Below are 17602 nucleotides of genomic sequence, written 5' to 3' on the forward strand. Positions count from 1 at the left end.
TTATCGAGTATAGTGATGAATTAGTGCCTGGTTTGCGCTTTGGTGCGCTTGATCATATTGGCCATGAACAGGAACGCGGTTCCGACGATAATGATGGCAATGGCCAGGTAGAAGCCCAGAATCTTGCTTCCCGTAGCGTCGGAGATCACTCCCGTGACGAACGGAGCAATGACAGAGGACATCATGCCGAAGAAGTTGAATACGCCAAATGTAGTACTGTAGCCTTGCTTAGGCGCAATGTCTGCTACATAGGAGATCATGATCGGATCCACGGCCAGCTTGCCGAAGAATCCGTACATAATTAGGAATAGGATTAGCAAATTATTATTTTGAATGGCAACCGTCAGATATAGGGTTAATGCGGCAATGATCTGTAAAATAATGACGACCATAATCTTTCTGTTCTTGAATTTGTCGGACAGCTTGCTGAACAGCAGGGCGCCAGGGACAGAGGCAAACGCGACCAGTGCCGAGGCGAAGCCAATAGCGGCGCCTTGGAAGCCTCTCTCCATCTGCAGATAGCTCGGCAGCCAGGTCACAATCATGTAATAGCCGTAACAGATGGCGAAGTAGATCACATAAGCCGAGATCATTCGAATGTCGCCAAATAGTGTCTTGAGTGTTGCCTTGTCTCCAGCATCTGTCTCCTTGCTGGCTTTCGCTACAGACTCCGGCTTTTTATCCTTAATTACTTTGCCGAATGCGATGGCAACGACAATAATCAGGGCAGTTGTGACAAAGAGAAGCGGTCTCCAGTCCCAACCCAGCCCTTTGACCAAATACGAGGAACCGATATATCCGATCGCCATTCCCAGGGCTGAGCCACTGTTGATGATAGCTGTGGAGAAGCTCCGTTTCTCATCCGGTATAGAGGATGAGGAGATCGAGTATGCTGGTCCGTAATAGGTTCCTTGTCCAAGGCCTGCGAGGAAGCTGCCGACAAGCAGGAACAACAGGGAAGGGGCAACTCCGACCGTGAAGGCCCCGAATGCGAAGATTAAAAATCCTGGGATCAGCATGATTTTTCTGCCGAATTTATCAGCCAGGAAGCCGGAAGGAATCTGCATGGAGGTATAGGCCAGGAAGAATAGACTGGAGATAAGACCCATGCTTGCATCGGATTCGATTCCGAGTTGTACTTTGATTTCAGGTAAGATGGGATTCAGCACAGTTCTGTAAATCCAGATGACCGTCCATCCAAGACAGAATAGGATAACAATCTTCTTCCAATACTCCATTCCGCCTTTTGGATTCGTTGAGGCTTGTTTGTTCATCTCTTGTATCCTCCTTAATAGTGAAGGGCTCGGGATGCTGCTGCTTGCCTGAGTAGTGTTCTATTCTTCGTATGCCAGCTTATATAAGGTGCCGATCAGAGCCTTAACCCCCTCAGCCAAATCGTGTGGATCGGTATATTCCGCCGGATTGTGGCTAATTCCGTCTTTGCTTGGCACGAAGATCATTGCTGTCGGGGCCAGACCGGCTAAGATTTGCGAATCATGTCCTGCTCCGCTATGCATCAGCTTGTAGTTCAAGCCGAGCTCCTTACATTGCTGTTCAATGACTTCTACGATGCGTGTATCCATCGGTACGGGGTCCGCGTCCATCCACATATCGATGTTGAGTCCTACGTTCATGTCCTTCGCGATCTGATTCAAGGCAGCAGTTATCTCTTCAGTGAATTGAACCAGCATGCTTTTCTCGGTATGGCGGATATCCAATGTGAAAAGGGCATGTCCGGGAACGACGTTGACTACATTTGGTTTAACCTCGATTTTGCCTACTGTAGCTACTAAAGGGTCTCCGTGCACACGGGCCCGATTCATGACGTCACAGATCATGGCGCTGGCAGCCTGGACAGCATCCTTGCGGTATCCCATCGGTGTCGTACCCGCATGGTTGGCTTCACCGGTCACTTCCACCGTGAACCTGCGCTGCCCTACAATGTTGTTGACAACTCCAACCGACTTGCCTTCCTTCTCCAGCACGCTGCCTTGCTCGATATGAATCTCTACAAACGCTTTCAGATCCTGGCGAATAGGGGCTGAATCATTACGGAAATGAAAGCCGCAGTCTCTCATCGCGTCCACGAATGCAATACCGTCAAAATCGGAGATATTCTCTACGTCTTCGCGCCTTGCTGTTCCCACTATATTTTTGGAGCCCCAGAAGGCATAAGGGAATCGGCTTCCTTCTTCCTCAGCCATCGATACGAGCTGCAAATTGCGCAATGGCTGCCCGTAGGTTTCTTTCAAATACTTCAGGGCGAGCAGGCCGGCGACAATCCCAAATTGTCCGTCGTATAAGCCGCCATTGCACACTGTATCCACGTGCGAGCCGGTCATGATCGTCTCATTCGGATACTTCGTTCCTTTCAGGCCTCCGAACAAATTGCCGACCTCATCGAAGTGAACGTCGAAGCCTTCGGTATTCATCCAATGTTCCAGAGCCTTTTGGGCTTCTAACCACTCTTTGGTGTAGAGCAGCCGGGTTACTCCCCCTTCAGGGTCATTACCGAAATATCCGAGCCATTCCAGCAGCTGCGTGATATCATTGCTTAATTCTGTCATGCCCATCGTTCCTTTCTAGTTGATGAAAAGTGTTTACTGAGCTTAAATCAGTGAAGATTATTTCTTACATTAAAATTGTAAACGCTTACTAAAATGAGATCATTAACAGAAGTGGATAAAAGTCCGACGGACGTTTTATCCACTTTGGGTAAAAAACAGGCATGCGCCTATTTAATTTTTTAGTTGAAACCTTCTTTTTTTAACAAATTTAAAATTTTCAGGCCGACTCTGGTTTCCAACATTTCCTCTGGATCTTCGAAATCCATGTCGGTGATTTCTTTGATTCGTTCCAGCCTGTACATAACGGTCTTGTAATGGACGAACAGATCCTGGGCGGCTTTGGCCGCGTTTTGATTATGCTGCAGGAACACATCGAGTGTATGAATCAGATCGCTCTTGATCGCATTTTTGCTCTCCATTAATTTACACAGCGGAGCGGGAATGAAGGAGGTGAGTAAGGACGGGTCCGGGAATTGGCAGAGCAGCCGGAACAGGCCAAGCTCGGAGAAGGCAGTAACCGCTTCGTCACCGAAGAGCATGGCCCCGAGTTCCAGGGCCTCCTGTGCCTCCTGATAGCTCCCCGAGATATCCATCGCCGTTTCCGCCACGCTACCAATACCGACCTGAACAATAATATCTGTCGTCTTCATGTGGATGGTTTCTTGAATCTTGTGTGCCTTTTTCTTGGTCGACATTAGCCAGTCCTTGCTCTTGGACTTCAGTGATTCCACCGGTAGAAGCAGGATAATCATATCGCTGCGACTGCGCATGATGCCGTCAAAGAAGGTGGAGCGAATCGCATCATGCAAATAAGTGAAGGCTTTGCTCTTCAGCATGCGAGACTTTTTGGGCTTTTCCATCTCTTTATCGCCTAGCGAGGAGAACTCTTCTTTTACATGAAATAACAGGACCGAATAAGAACGCTCCAGATCCCAACCAATCAGGTTAGCTCGATGATAGACTGTCTCCAGCATTTGAGCTTTACCGGCAAGCAGGTCGTCGATGATATCGTTCTTGTATTCTCGCTCTACTTCCGCAACGGCGAACTGCTTAACTAACTCGAGGGACAAGGCCGTAGCTGCATTTTCTATCGCGATAAAATCGAGTTCTTCCAGCGGCTTCAAGGCTTCAGTAACGACCAGATGCACCTTGATGCGATTCACGGTTCGAATCGGAACGACGACTTGATCGACCGTCTTGACTGCCGGCTCTAATATTTGCGTCTTTCTCCAGAAATAAGGAAATTTAGTCTCGAAGATCTTCTCTCTCTCGGTATCTGCCACTTCATTCTCAATAGGGACTGCGGAGAGAGAATCGGAGATCATGCAGGCGAAATTGCGATCATAGAGGGCAACGGGATTGCCGATCAACGATTGCAGTGTCGCAATGATAGGTTCCAGCCCTGCGTCGGTTAAGGATAGTGTCGTGAAGCGGTCATGCACATCTTTGAAATATTTAAGCTTCATGACCTGGGTATTGAATAGTTCCTCCATCACCGGGTAGAGGACATCAACATAAGGAATGCTCTCGGGAATTTGAATAATGGGCAGAGCTGTCTTTTCACCCGTCTTTACGATGACATCGGGAATATTCTTGACAAAGCGGTGATTCTTGATCATGAGAGCACTGACTCCCTTATCAGCCAAGCGCTGTATGAATACACGCTGCTCTTCCTCTGTATAATTGAGAATCGGATAGAGGCTGGTCAGCAGCATTTCTCCTCCCTTCAGCCAGTCGGCGATGTCGGGGGCTTCCATAATTGTGATGCCTCGGATTACATTGGACAGACCAGCTTTGCCTCCAAGGACCTCGGCATTATGCAATCCTTTCATTCTCAATACATGCTCGACTCTAAATTCCATATTCACGTCTCCTTCTGAAGCGAATTATGTAAAATTAGTTATCTTGAATTTAAAGCATTAAATAATCCCCATCTTAGTAGAAGACGGGGATCTAATCTGGGGAATTATCAATCTTAATTTATGATGCTCATATCGGGGGATGCATAGCCAAGCTTTTTCTAACTCTCTGATTTTCGACATGTACGGTTCGAACTCCTGCCGGTTGGATAAGCTGTTGAACGTGACATATAAAGCCAGTAATATAAAGATACGAATCCGGAAGTCTTAAGGGCGGCTAAATGTATCATCATGAAATTCCAAGCGGGAAAGGGGAAAAAGGGTGAAAACGGTTTGCTACAAAACAGTTGGGGATGTGCGTTTATTAGGAGATTTCTATAGTGCTGGTCCAGCAAGTTCGCCTGTTGTCGTCTATATTCACGGGGGCGGCTTCATCTTTGGTTCAAGGGGAGAGATTCCAAAGGATCAGATAGAGCGGTATAATACGGCCGGATTCCACGTATTCTCCATGGACTATCGGCTAGCGCCAGAGACGAGACTCACGGCTATTGCTGAGGATATTCTTGATGCCATTCACTGGCTGCAGAGCGATGCTTCTGCAGAGCTTGGAATTGAGCCATCCTCCATCGGTGTAGTGGGCCATTCGGCAGGCGGATACCTGGCGCTTCTCGCTGGAGCAAGGGAACCGAAGCTGAGGGCAGTTGTTTCCTTCTATGGCTATGGCGATATCCGGGCAGTCTGGGCCACTGGGGCAAGCTCGCATTATCTGCAGAAGCCGATTGTTCCCCGTAAGCTGGCTGATCAATTGATCGCAGGGGAAGTGCTTACGGAAGCTTCTGTTCAGCAAAGATTCGGTCTTTATTTATATTGCCGTCAACAAGGAACTTGGGTTCAAGAGGTCACAGGGTTGGACCCTGAATGGGATCAAGCAGAACTGGAAGCACTCTGTCCAGTGGAAGCTGTAACTGCACAATATCCGCCAACGCTGCTATTGCATGGGGACCAGGACAATGATGTGCCTTATACGGAGTCGGTCCGGATGGCAGAGCGTTTGGAACATGCGGGAGTCGCTCATACGCTGATTACGCTGCCTGGTGAGGATCATTTATTTGATTTGCAAAAGGATAAAGAGAGTGTTCGGCAAGTTTTGGACAAGGAACTGCAATTTTTGCGAGATCATTTATTGTAAAATAATATACATCCCTATCTTATAAGTGAAACCGGAGGGAACTGGCCCAATGCCTGTCTCTCTCGGTTTTTTTGTGGTTCTCTCAGATCTATAATCTATCTATTTTACATAAATACAAACATTATCTTGCCTTCCTATAATATTCCAATGTTAGAATGAATATGTTGTACAAGTCATTAACAATGGGGAGGAAGATGATGAACAAATTATATGGAGTCATCTCCAAATGGGTAAAGTCAGGGATTGCTCTATCATTAGCACTATCGATTCAATTGGGATTAGGTCAAGAGGTTCCGTCTGCTCATGCAGAAGGACCGAGCGATCCTGCGCCGTTTATTGCGGCCAAGGTCATTAATGAGAATGTCGGAAAAAAAGTGCTCTTCGACAACACACACGGTCAAACGTCAGGTGCTGCGGATTGGGTCATCGATGGCGGCTTCTCGGATTTCGGTAATGCGTTGGCTAATCGTGGCTATGATGTGATGGAGCTTCGCAAGTCTACTTCATTGACTTATAGCGATCTGAGCAATTACTCGGTGTTCGTCGTTGCCGAGCCTAACATTCCATTTAAGCAGAGCGAGCAGCAGGCGATGAAGCAATACGTTGAAGCAGGAGGCAGTATCTTCTTCATCGGCGACCATTATAATGCAGACCGTAATAAGAATCGTTGGGACGGATCGGAGTCTATCAACGGGTATCGCCGTGGAGCTTGGGAAGATCCTGCGAAGGGAATGAGCGCAGAGGAGAAAAATTCAGCAGCGATGCAAGGAGTCGTTAGCTCTGACTGGCTCGCGGACAACTTTGGCGTACGCTTCCGCTATAATGCACTTGGCGATATTACGGCTAATGATATTGTTGCGCCGAACCAAGCCTTTGGCATTACGCAAGGAGTATCCACGGTAGCAATGCATGCCGGTTCAACATTGGCGATCATCGATCCGAATAAGGCAAAAGGGATTGTCTACCTGCCGAAGACGAAGGATGCCTGGGCTAGTGCGGTGGATCAAGGTGTCTATAATGGCGGGGGCAAGGCTGAAGGCCCGTATGTTGCCGTATCCAAGCTCGGCACGGGCAAGGCAGCATTCATTGGGGATTCCTCGCCTGTAGAGGATGCCTCGCCGAAATATCTGCGTGAAGAGACAGGAACCAAGAAGACGACTTATGACGGCTTCAAGGAGCAAGATGATGCAACGCTGCTCTTGAACTTGGTGGATTGGCTGTCGAAGCAGGAGAGCTATACGAGTCTTGATCAAGTGGACAATTTGCAGCTTGATACGAAGACAGAATTGCTTCCGTTCGAGACACCTGCCGCTTCAACCGAGCCACAGGCTGAACCATGGTCTGCTCCAGCTGCTGGCTATAAGTGGTGGGATTCATCGACATTCAAACCAGGTTCGTATGGTGGACCAGCGGCGACGGCGAATGCAACCTATTCGTTCGTACATCAAGCGGTTCTTCCGAACGCACAGGACTTCCAGGTCCGCGTTGCGGTAGATCATCTGCCGGCTAACTCCACAGTGTCAGGCTTGAGTGTCGGGATTTATCTGACTGGCGGTACACAGGTGGCCAAGGTTCAGAATGCAAATGGAAGCTGGCCATCAGCTTATGGATATAGCGAGACGTTTAGTGTGACTTCGAACAGTCAAGGCCGTGGATATAAGGATATGACGGTTCGCATTAAGCCAGGTACAGCAGGGGCCGCCAATCTTCGTCTAAGACAGAATGGAAATAATTTGTTGACTACGTCGGTATCATTGGCAGATGTACCTGCCGAACCGCTTCCGGAGGAAGGAGACCCTAACCAGATTCCGGCATTGAGTACGATCGCGGAAGGAAGGAGCAAGTCGGAAGGAAGCCTTGTTACGCTGCAAGGTACGATTACGACTGAACCGGGCGTGTATGGCGGACAAGCCTTCTACATGCAAGATGCGACCGGAGGTATTTACGTATTTCAGAGCACCAGCGGCTTCCATCAGGGAGATGTTATTAAGATTACCGCGCCTCTTGCGCTGTACAATACGGAGCTAGAGTTGTCCGATCCAATTGCGATCGAGAAGGTTGGAACGGCAGAACTGCCTGTGCCGAAGCAGGCCGCTTCCGTAAATGCCGATAATCAAGGTCAACTGGTCGAATTGAAAAAGGCTACGATTCGCAACATTATCACTGCTTCACCGGCAGGGTCCTTTGAATTTGATGCGGTAAGCGACGGCATCAGCAATCATGTCCGTGTTGATGCAAGAACAGGCTTACAGCTAGCGGATTTCCCTTATAAGGAAGGCCAGACTGTGGATATGCGGGGGATTTCCTCTATTTTTAAAGGTGTATATCAATTGAAGCTCCGGGGAGCGAGTGATATCTCGCTAGCTGAAGTCGCTGTACCACCGGTGACTACAGCTTCACTGTCCGAATCACCTAACGATCATGGCTGGTTCAATCGGAGTGTTGTTCTTACTCTGACTGCTGATAATCAGGGATCCAGCGAAGTAACTACAAAATATGCAATTAATGGTGGGACAGAAGCTGTCTATACAGGGCCTGTGTCTATCACTACCGAAGGAATCAACACGGTTCGTTATTATTCAGTTGGTACGGATGGTCTTGTAGAAGAAGCCAAGTCGATTGAAGTCAAAGTGGATTTGACCGCGCCTTTGGCTGTTCTAACCCAATCGGGGAAAGCCGTAGGCGACGTACTGGAACAGGATGTGCTGAAATTTGAGCTGGTTAGCTCGGATACAGGTTCCGGGGTAGCTACGCAGCAGTTGTGGGTAGATGGAAAAGAAATTCAAAGTGGACAAACAGTATACGCGAAGGACCTTGGTGTGGGCGCTCATACTGTGAAATATGCGGTAGCAGACTTGGCGGGAAATGTAACGGAGAAGAGTATTACTTTCCAAGTAGGTAAGCCGCTTGCGAACGGTGCTCCAGGTACTCCTGTATTGTCTGACACGAGTGGCCGTGCAAATGGATTGCGGGATGGAAATTATAAGATCACAATGAATTTATGGTGGGGCAATAACGGCACGGAGTTCAAGCTATATGAGAATGGCGTACTGATTAGCACAAAAGAATTAAAGGATGCCTCCCCATCAGCTCAGTCTATAAGTGTAGATATTACTGGCAGGCCGAACGGAACTTACGTCTACACGGCAGAGCTGATTAATTCACAAGGTATCACGAAGTCCCAGCCGCTGACCGTAGTAGTTACCGATGCCTCCCCTGGCAAGCCGGTTCTGTCACACGACAATTGGGATGGAGATGGCAACTATATGGTATCGATGAACATGTGGTGGGGAACGAATGGTTCGGAGTATCACCTCTACGAGAATGGGGTATTGGTCGATACGCAGACTTTATCGATCAACACACCTTCCGCGCAACGGGGTGTTACCAAGGTAACTAATAAAGCAATCGGAACCTACGAATACCGCGCTGAACTGGTGAACGCCGCAGGTGTCACCTCCAGCGAGACCATTGTGGTTCGTGTAACGAAGTAGGGGAAAGACGTAAATAATAGAGTAGTCAGTTAAAGGGAGTGGCCGCTGCCACTCCCTTATTTTGCCCAAAGGCTTACATACTACAAAATATACTCTTTCCTATAATCATTTGGAGTGCGACCTTCGAGCTTCTTGAATACTTTGCTGAAGTATTTCTCATCGTGATAGCCAACCATCTCAGCCACCTGAATAATACGCAGGTGAGGATTCATGAGCAGTAGCTTGGCCTTCTCAATGCGGATGCTGCTCAGGTAGTCGAGTACTGTAACGCCGAACTCCTGCTTGAATTTGCGGGAAATGTATTCTCGACTAAGGAAGAAGCGAGAGGAGATGTCCTGCAGCGAGATTTCCTCACTGTAATGCTGCTCCAAGTACTTAGCGATATCATGAATAATATGAATATCTTTGGAATGTGCATGAATCAGCATTCTGGAAGCGGCCAAGAGTCTGCTGACGATCTGTCTTCTCCAGTACTCCCGGTCCAGAAGACCGTATTCATTTAGCGGCAAAGAGATAGAAGGAAGCTCGACTTCACTGTTGTCAATCGCCTTGTGGTTGCTGGCGGTATCCTGCTCAGACCAATGCCTTGGCATGGAGTCCCATTCTTTAATCCATTCCAGGAGCTGCTTCAGAGAGAGTGATCGGGATGTAAATATTTCATCAATCCATTGCTGTGCTGCTGATTCCATTTGTTCGGCTGCTCCGCTGAATGCGGCAAGACGGAACTTCTCCTCTTGCGGTGTATTTCTTAAAGAATGAATCCCGGCATGGTCACGGGGGGCCTCTTCATGAATATATGATTCGCTGTTAAGCAGATCGCGACTCCATAGAGCATCGGTTGCTTCGGCGTATGCACGCGGAATCTCAGTGATAATCACCTCGCGTTTGCTTATCCCAAAGTGCGCTCGGCGATGGAGTGTATTGTTCATCCCAGAGTTAATGTCCTCTAGGACCGCATTCAACGGTCTTGATTGCCCCCAATATAAAATAACAATCTCACCAGGTTTATCCAGGTTACGGAAGGCAATGCCTGTATTCTTCAACAACTCGCTGCATATATTAATCAGCGCAAAATCCAGTAAATGGCGGCGGTTGCGGAACTTCTGCTGCAGCTGCTCGTCAAAATGGGCATTGCTGAGGACAGCGGCTGTACAATAAGTTATCGAGGCCGGGATCAAGGAACGCTCCTGAAGCTCAACCAGTAAGTGCTTGCCAGTGTTATGACCCGTTACCAGATCGGTCAGAAGTTGATCATCATATAAAGGCTTCATTTGATTCATTTCAATATTGAGGCGGGTTACTTGCTGTCGGCTCTGCTCCTCATTGCGCCAGGCGGATACCGCCTTATTTAACGCTTCATCTAGTGCCCCGGGTTCCACCGGCTTCAGAATATAGTCCAATCCCCCATGGCGGATAGCATGGCGTACCAATTGGAAGTCATCATACCCGCTTATGACTAGTGCTTTGATATCGGGACGGTGGGCTTGAAGCCATGAGAGCAGTTCACAACCATCCTTGCGGGGCATCCGCATATCCGTCATAACGATTTGTGGCGAATATCGCTCGATGATGTCCATGGCCTCCTCCCCGTTAGAAGCCTGAAGTACTTCGGTTATACCATGTTTTTGCCAATTAGCAAGCAGATTAATTGCGTCTCTAACATGCAGTTCGTCATCAACGATCAGTGCCTTCATGTGTATCTCTCCCCAAAGTAATAATTTCTAAGGTGACGATAATTCCGTGTGGCTGTAAATTCCCAATAGACAGCGATGACCGATTGTCCGAGTATAGCTGCAGTCGCATCAGCACATTTCTCAAGCCGATCGATTCACCATCCTCTAGATCACTATTCTCACCTGTCTGCTGTAACATGCTCTGCAATTCCGACAATCTGGCAAGTTCAATGGAGGCTCCATTATTTTTAATGACAATTGTGACCCTCTGGTCATCCACTCTATGGGTTGCTATAGACAGCTTCCCGGCTTCCTGATATAGCTCCATTCCATGCTTGAAATAGTTCTCGGCAATCGGCTGCAGAATCATCTTCGGTACCCGGCACGACAGACTATCTGGGTCAATGTTCCACTCAACCTCCAACTGATCCCCAAATCTCTCCTTCTGTAAGTCAAGGTACAGTTCTAGATGCTTGACTTCGTCTCCAAGTGTAACCATCGCTTCACCAGTTCTCATGTTGTAGCGCATGATGCTGGCTAGTGAGGATAACAGTTTATAAATTCGGGGCACTTTGTGATGCAGCGCCAAGGTACCTATGGATTGCAATGAATTATACAGGAAATGCGGGTCAATCTGAGCCTGCAGCGCCTTCAATTGATTGGTCTTGTTAGCCAATTCCAGTCGATATTCCTTCAGAATCAGGTTGTTAATGGTGTCCATCATTTGCCGGAAGCGTCGTGAGAGAATACCGATTTCATCGGTGCTAGTCACCTGGATATCTACGTCAAGATTACCGGCTTGCACGACATTTATATAGTTCGTAAGCTGCTTGATCGGGCGTGTAATGCGAATCGATATGAACAGAGTTCCAATAATTACTGTGAACAGTGCCAAAACGGCTATTATAGCGTTAATGCTTACTAATTGATTGGATTGCTGATACAGCGTTGTATGTGGTATCTGTTTGACCAGAATCCAGGATGCAAAGCTGGTATCTAATCTTTCAAAAATATTCATGGCATCCGTATCATCGAAATATCCTTGCTCCCCATGTTGTTTTATCATGCTTATGATCTTGGAGTTAGGCATGGGGCCGCCGATTTCTTCTTCATTTTGGCTATAGATGACATTTCCTCTATCATCGATCAGATACAGATTCTCCGAGCTGTTCTCATAGAGTTGGTCGCAAATCGCGTCGATCCCGTCCAGCTTTATATCGATGGCCAATAGAGCGAGTTGCTTGGTGTCTGGGACATTGACGATCGAACGATATAACGTAATAACTTTACGGTCGGTATAGTTGGATGGCGATGTAGGGAATCCGTAGGAATGAAGCGGATGAACGGATTCAATCGCTGTGACGCCTTGTCCAAATTGCTCGATGTTCCGATAGGCTTCAGAACGGTATGCTCTTTGCGGCGAACTGCTGGTAATCAGGGTGGACTGATTAGTCAAATTGTTATGCAGATATACTTGATGAATATCTGGTGTGGTCACTTGAATGGACTGAAGAGTCGTGTAGATTTCCGATAACACCATATAGTCGTTAGGTCGGAGCGCAAGGTTCCTTAGAAAGTGCTGATCTGAATATACCGAGAGAGAAGCCCGGTTAATGCCGCTTAAATAATTGTCGAGATTGGTCTTGCCTTGATAAATCAAGCGAATATTCTCGTTAACGGTCTGCTCTTTGACCGACTCTCGGGTATGCAGCAGTGTAATAACCAACGATAGAGTTAGTGGAATAATCGTCGCGAACAGCATGAACTGAATCAATCGCGTTCGGATACTGCGGAACTTCAATATGCTCACCTCAGGTCAGTTAATATAAACATCTGGCAGGAACGATGGTCAATATTTTACTCCAAACGGTTCAGGATTCTCCATTACTTTTATTTGTCATCTATCGCATACTAACTTTACACACTAATTGAGGTTGTTCAAAAAGTCCACTTTTGATCACGAAGTCAATCAAGAAGTAACTCGACATCGAATCTTGAATTCAGCCGGGCCTAGCAAATGCTTACGAAGTCGTTTTCTATGAGAACTTGTAGCTCCGCTCCTCTGTCCCTGGCTTCATCCAACAGCAGCGTTTTAAAAAAACGCACATCGGAAGCATAAGCTTCGGTGCTGAAAACCGGCCTTTTTGTACACGTACTATAGGATCTCTAGAAAAGGGGGAAACAAGGATGAATCGCACCAAGGGTTCGCGATTGCTCCAACAAATCATCTTTGTCGGGCCGTCGGCTTTCTTCTTCATCCTTATTATGCTTGTTCCGTTTATCCTCGGAATATATTATTCTTTTACCAATTGGAACGGGGTCGGAGCAAGCCATATTGAATTCGTAGGGTTTAATAATTATAGACAAATATTTATGGATGACTCGAAATTTAAAGCGGCTTTCTGGTTTACAACCAAGTTCACCATACTTGGCGTAGTGCTAACCAATCTGCTTGGATTCCTTCTTGGCTACTTGTTGACCAAGCCACTCAAGACACGCAATGCGCTGCGCACCATATTTTTCATGCCTAACGTAATTGGCGGGCTGCTGCTTGGCTTTATCTGGCAATTTATCTTCATCAAAGGATTTGCGTCGATCGGCGATGCAACCCAGTTCAATCTTTTTACACTTCCGTGGCTTGGTACAGAGAATACAGCCTTCTGGGCTATCGTTATTGTATTTGTCTGGCAGACAGCAGGTTATTTGATGGTTATTTATATTTCATCCTTCAATAACGTGCCGAAGGATATTCTTGAAGCTGCTGAGATTGATGGCGCCAGCCGGGGACAGGTACTAAAGAATATCATCATACCGCTCGTTATGCCGGCTATTACTGTCTGTCTGTTCCTGGCTATTTCCTGGTCGTTCAAGATGTTCGATTTGAACCTCTCGCTCACCAAGGGCGGACCGTTTGGCTCAACAGAATCGGTGGCGATGAATATTTATAATGAGGCGTTCGCGAATAACCGACTTGGTCTCGGTACCGCCAAGGCAGTTATATTCTTCATTGTTGTAGCGGTTATTACCAGTCTGCAAGTTAAATTTACAAAGAGCAAGGAGGTCGAGGCTTAATGAAGACGGCTGCCAGAAGACATTTTAGCAACTACCTGCTCGAGCTGGTCTTGATTATCATCGCCTTGATCTTCCTAGTTCCTTTTTATTTCCTGTTCGTGAACTCGCTTAAAACCTTTGGTGATCTATTGACCAATGCGGCGAGCTGGCCTGCTACCTTTGAGTGGAGCAACTATACACGCGCTTGGAACATTACGAAATTTCCAGCTGCCTTCACCAATTCACTGATCATTACTGTATTCAGTAATGTGCTCCTGGCTCTATTCAGCGCCATGGCTGCTTACCAAATGGTACGCCGTGATATCAAGTTCAACCGTATCCTGTTTACTCTTTATGTTGCGGCAATGGTTATTCCATTTCAATCGATTATGATTCCGCTGGTGAAGGTAACCTCTTCGATTGGCCTTAGTGACAGCATTCCCGGATTAATTGTTTGTTATCTGGGCTTTGGGATTCCGTTGTCTGTGTTCTTATTCCATGGATTTATTAAATCGATTCCGTTAGAAATTGAAGAAGCAGCCACGGTGGACGGTTCAAACGTATATGGAGTGTTCATCCGTATAGTTCTTCCATTGTTGAAGCCGATGTTCGTAACCGTTATTATTCTGAATACACTTTGGATCTGGAATGACTATCTTTTGCCATCGCTGATTCTCCAATCACCGCAACTGCGTACGATCCCGATTGCTACGTTTGCGTTCTTTGGACAGTACACGAAGCAATGGGACCTGGCGCTTCCGGCACTCGTTCTAGGCATCTTGCCCATTATTGTATTTTTTCTGGCCATGCAGAAATATATCGTGGAGGGAATTACAGCAGGTGCGGTTAAGGGATAATAAGGTGGTCAATTTCATCTCCCTGTTGCATCAATATAGTACCTATAATTGTTTAAAGATACTTTTTATACTAAACAAGTAAGAGTTTTCATAAATGAAGGACAAGCATAAAAAGGGAGGATTCAAAATGAAAAGATACGGTAAGTTAGCGTTAATCACATTGCTTGCTTTCTCGGTCATTATGGCTGGCTGCGGTAAGAAAGAAGAGAATAGTGCCGCAGATAAGGGAAGCAATACGGCAGCAGGTAGTGGTACAAAGACGATTAAAATATTCCAGTTCAAAGTAGAGATTGCTGAAGCCCTAAATAAATTGAAAGCGGATTATGAAGCAGATCATCCAGGTATCAAGCTGGATATTCAAACGGTAGGCGGGGGTTCTGACTATGGGGCTGCTCTGAAGGCAAAATTTGCAGGAAATGATGAGCCTGATATCTTTAATGTTGGCGGCTATCAGGATTTGGACACCTGGTTCAATAATCTGGAAGATCTGTCTGACCAGCCGTGGGTATCTGATGTTACTGATGTAGCGAAGGAACCGATGACCAAGGATGGCAAGCTCTATGGTCAACCGATGAACGTTGAAGGCTACGGTTTCATTTATAACAAGGACTTGTTCGCTAAAGCTGGAATCACAGAAACACCAAAGACATTGTCTGAATTGGAAGCAGCGTGCCAGAAATTGCAGGAAGCCGGCATTACTCCGTTCGTGAATGGCTACATGGAAGGCTGGGTGCTTGGCAACCATGCTCTGAACATCGCCTTTGCCCAACAGGACGATCCTAACACATTCATTACAGGATTGAATGATGGTACAGCTAAAATCCCTGGCAATAAAGTGTTTGATGAATGGGTAAAATTACTCGACCTGACGGTGAAATACGGCATGAAGAATCCGTTAACGACAGATTATAATACCGAAGTTACTGCATTTGCCAACGGCGAAGCAGCTATGACGCAGCAAGGCAACTGGACTCAAGTTCAGATTGACGGCATCAATCCTGATCTGAACATCGGTTTCTTGCCGATGCCAATCAATGATGATGCGGAGAAGAATGACAAGCTTCCCGTCGGCGTACCTAACAACTGGGTTGTGAACAAGAACTCTGCTGTTAAAGATGAAGCGAAGGAGTTCCTGAACTGGCTCGTAACCTCTGAGAAGGGCAGAAAATATATCACCGATGATTTCAAATTCATCCCTGCATTCAAGAGCATTCCTGCTGGCGATTCGCTCGGTCAACTCGGTAACGATATTATGAGCTATAGCCAGGCAGGCAAGACACTTAGCTGGGAATTCAACAAGTATCCGGACGGTGCGATGAACGAGTTCGGCAGCCAAATTCAGGCGTATATTGCTGGCAAGTCCAACAAGGATCAAATGCTTGAAGGTCTACAGCAAACTTGGGACAGCTTGAAGAAATAAAATTTATATAAGAGGTTGCCTTTCCTAGATCGTACAGTTCACATCGGGAGGCAGCCTCTTTTTTACGAGATACTCACTCGACAGACAAAATTCCTGCAAAAATGCAGTTTTTTGACTCGTAATTTCGTTATAAAATTTGTGCGTACTTTAGGCCGTTGAGGATACCACGATCATCAACATGGGTAGTTACATAGTTCGCATATGGGATCAGGTCCTGATGGGCATTTCCCATCGCGATGCCAAGACCTACTGTGGCCAGCATCTCTATATCATTCAGGCCATCGCCGAAGGCGATTGACTCTTCCAGTGTAAGATTCAGAAGACGTAGCATTGCGTTGATTCCCTTGGCTTTAGAGGAATCGGCGGGCAGGACGTCCATAGCAGATTTATGCCAACGGATATAACGCAGTCCGGGAATATGCTCTTGATATAAGTGTTCGTCAGACTCCTCGCAGTGGAGGAATACTTGATAGATGTCTTCTTTGGTCCAGAAGTCTGGGTCGTAACCTGGAGGATCCACTTTGAGCGACTGAACAGCAGCCTGAACAGAAGAATCAATATCACTATTCGCATAGAAGGCGGAACTTCCCTCAAATACAAGGGAATGGCGATTCTCTGCCGAAAGCTTAACCAGTGCTTCTACATCGGTACGTGGTATCGGGTGTTGGAAGATAGGCTTTCCTCGGTATACCACATATCCACCGTTCAGACTAACATAGGAATCGATAGCCAACTGCTGGGCCAGCTTTTCAAAGAAATATGGCGCTCTGCCTGTAGCGATAACCGGTTCAACCCCACGTCGTTTGACCTCGGCGATCGCCTCGATGGTATCCTGCGGGATCTTCTTCTCGTCGTTCACTAGCGTACCGTCAATATCAAAAAAGGCGATTTTATAGTCCATTCATTCGTTTCTCCCATCTTCTGAATTCTCTCTATTAATATGGTCGTAATATACCATCCGCTTGAATAGGTGGCAAGTTGGAGACAAGCGGATTCATATTATGTATACTTCAATATTTGTAGTGCAGTATAAATGTGCACGGACTGTGGTTATATAGATATAGTACAATTATCTAATAGATGACCGATTCATGAAAGGATGAAAAGCATGAACAATAAAGTTATTTTTCTGACGACGGATAGTCTTGGGGATGGAGATAAGGAGCTTGGAGCGCAGCTGCTAGAGACTTATGTAAATCTGTTGAAGCAGCGCGAGGCTCTGCCTGCAGCGGTATTTTGCGTGAATCGGGGGGTGCTGGCATTAACGGAGCAATCCTTTGCATCCCTGCATTTGAAGGAGCTTGAGGATAAGGGGGTTCCTGTACTTGCTTGTGGAACCTGCGTTGACTACTATAAAATTCACGATAAGCTAGTGGCCGGGAAAGTGTCGAGTATGGGATATTTCATGGAACTTGCTGAAAAATACGAAGTTGTCACAATCGCGTAGCATTCCAGGATGATACGATATCATAGAAAAATAGCAAAGAACCAG

Annotated in this window: 12 protein-coding genes; 6 read left to right on the forward strand and 6 right to left on the reverse strand. The window is 46.8% G+C overall.

What is annotated here, in order from left to right; genetic code table 11:
* Window positions 1–20: 20 nt before the first annotated feature.
* The 3 genes from ABD014_RS20290 to ABD014_RS20300 all read right to left on the reverse strand — a co-directional run bounded on the left by ABD014_RS20290 (window position 21) and on the right by ABD014_RS20300 (window position 4429).
* Window positions 21–1274, reverse strand: coding sequence for an MFS transporter (locus ABD014_RS20290; RefSeq protein ID WP_343864251.1), 1254 nt, complete (start codon window positions 1272–1274; stop codon window positions 21–23).
* A 60-nt stretch (window positions 1275–1334) separates the two neighbouring features.
* Window positions 1335–2567 (reverse strand): allantoate deiminase, encoded by a 1233-nt coding sequence (allC, locus tag ABD014_RS20295; protein ID WP_343864253.1) that lies wholly within the window; start codon window positions 2565–2567, stop codon window positions 1335–1337.
* 179 nt (window positions 2568–2746) lie between these two features.
* Window positions 2747–4429, reverse strand: a complete 1683-nt coding sequence (locus tag ABD014_RS20300; protein ID WP_343864255.1) for a PucR family transcriptional regulator — start codon at window positions 4427–4429, stop codon at window positions 2747–2749.
* A 319-nt stretch (window positions 4430–4748) separates the two neighbouring features.
* Here ABD014_RS20300 and ABD014_RS20305 point away from each other — a divergent pair, with 319 nt between their 5' ends.
* On the forward strand, window positions 4749–5615 hold the full coding sequence (locus ABD014_RS20305) for an alpha/beta hydrolase (protein WP_343864257.1): 867 nt from the start codon (window positions 4749–4751) through the stop codon (window positions 5613–5615).
* A gap of 197 nt (window positions 5616–5812) precedes the next feature.
* Window positions 5813–9109, forward strand: a complete 3297-nt coding sequence (locus ABD014_RS20310) for a chitinase N-terminal domain-containing protein (protein WP_343864533.1) — start codon at window positions 5813–5815, stop codon at window positions 9107–9109.
* Window positions 9110–9189: 80 nt separating this feature from the next.
* Here ABD014_RS20310 and ABD014_RS20315 read toward each other — a convergent pair whose 3' ends face one another.
* Both ABD014_RS20315 and ABD014_RS20320 read right to left on the reverse strand, forming a co-directional pair.
* A complete protein-coding gene (locus ABD014_RS20315; RefSeq protein WP_343864259.1) occupies window positions 9190–10803 on the reverse strand; it encodes a response regulator in 1614 nt (537 codons plus the stop codon).
* Window positions 10784–12583, reverse strand: a complete 1800-nt coding sequence (locus ABD014_RS20320) for a cache domain-containing sensor histidine kinase (protein ID WP_343864261.1) — start codon at window positions 12581–12583, stop codon at window positions 10784–10786. Before ABD014_RS20320 ends, ABD014_RS20315 begins: the two co-directional genes overlap by 20 nt.
* Window positions 12584–12969: 386 nt before the next feature.
* On the opposite strand from ABD014_RS20320, the gene ABD014_RS20325 reads away from it, so the two are divergent.
* The 3 genes from ABD014_RS20325 (at window position 12970) to ABD014_RS20335 (ending at window position 16110) form a co-directional block, all read left to right on the forward strand.
* On the forward strand, window positions 12970–13854 hold the full coding sequence (locus tag ABD014_RS20325) for a carbohydrate ABC transporter permease (RefSeq protein ID WP_343864263.1): 885 nt from the start codon (window positions 12970–12972) through the stop codon (window positions 13852–13854).
* On the forward strand, window positions 13854–14690 hold the full coding sequence (locus ABD014_RS20330; RefSeq protein ID WP_343864265.1) for a carbohydrate ABC transporter permease: 837 nt from the start codon (window positions 13854–13856) through the stop codon (window positions 14688–14690). The genes ABD014_RS20325 and ABD014_RS20330 overlap by 1 nt, the downstream gene beginning before the upstream one ends.
* Window positions 14691–14817: 127 nt before the next feature.
* Window positions 14818–16110, forward strand: a complete 1293-nt coding sequence (locus ABD014_RS20335) for an ABC transporter substrate-binding protein (RefSeq protein WP_343864267.1) — start codon at window positions 14818–14820, stop codon at window positions 16108–16110.
* Window positions 16111–16237: 127 nt separating this feature from the next.
* On the opposite strand, the gene ABD014_RS20340 is transcribed toward ABD014_RS20335, so the two are convergent.
* Window positions 16238–17011, reverse strand: a complete 774-nt coding sequence (locus ABD014_RS20340) for a Cof-type HAD-IIB family hydrolase (RefSeq protein ID WP_343864269.1) — start codon at window positions 17009–17011, stop codon at window positions 16238–16240.
* Window positions 17012–17218: 207 nt separating this feature from the next.
* Here ABD014_RS20340 and ABD014_RS20345 point away from each other — a divergent pair, with 207 nt between their 5' ends.
* Entirely contained in the window at window positions 17219–17557 is a 339-nt protein-coding gene (locus ABD014_RS20345) for a DsrE family protein (protein WP_343864271.1), read from the forward strand.
* Window positions 17558–17602: the final 45 nt, after the last annotated feature.

It is taken from the genome of Paenibacillus motobuensis (assembly GCF_039521865.1).
GTDB classification, from domain to species: Bacteria; Bacillota; Bacilli; order Paenibacillales; family Paenibacillaceae; genus Fontibacillus; species Fontibacillus motobuensis.

What these genes read in the sequence shown, in the direction of transcription:
- ABD014_RS20330 (WP_343864265.1), top strand. Translation starts at nt 13,854, where the DNA reads ATGAAGACGGCTGCCAGAAGACATTTTAGCAACTACCTGCTCGAGCTG.
- ABD014_RS20315 (WP_343864259.1), bottom strand. Translation starts at nt 10,803, where the DNA reads ATGAAGGCACTGATCGTTGATGACGAACTGCATGTTAGAGACGCAATT.
- ABD014_RS20310 (WP_343864533.1), top strand. Translation starts at nt 5,813, where the DNA reads ATGAACAAATTATATGGAGTCATCTCCAAATGGGTAAAGTCAGGGATT.
- ABD014_RS20300 (WP_343864255.1), bottom strand. Translation starts at nt 4,429, where the DNA reads ATGGAATTTAGAGTCGAGCATGTATTGAGAATGAAAGGATTGCATAAT.
- ABD014_RS20290 (WP_343864251.1), bottom strand. Translation starts at nt 1,274, where the DNA reads ATGAACAAACAAGCCTCAACGAATCCAAAAGGCGGAATGGAGTATTGG.
- ABD014_RS20340 (WP_343864269.1), bottom strand. Translation starts at nt 17,011, where the DNA reads ATGGACTATAAAATCGCCTTTTTTGATATTGACGGTACGCTAGTGAAC.
- allC (WP_343864253.1), bottom strand. Translation starts at nt 2,567, where the DNA reads ATGACAGAATTAAGCAATGATATCACGCAGCTGCTGGAATGGCTCGGA.
- ABD014_RS20335 (WP_343864267.1), top strand. Translation starts at nt 14,818, where the DNA reads ATGAAAAGATACGGTAAGTTAGCGTTAATCACATTGCTTGCTTTCTCG.
- ABD014_RS20325 (WP_343864263.1), top strand. Translation starts at nt 12,970, where the DNA reads ATGAATCGCACCAAGGGTTCGCGATTGCTCCAACAAATCATCTTTGTC.
- ABD014_RS20345 (WP_343864271.1), top strand. Translation starts at nt 17,219, where the DNA reads ATGAACAATAAAGTTATTTTTCTGACGACGGATAGTCTTGGGGATGGA.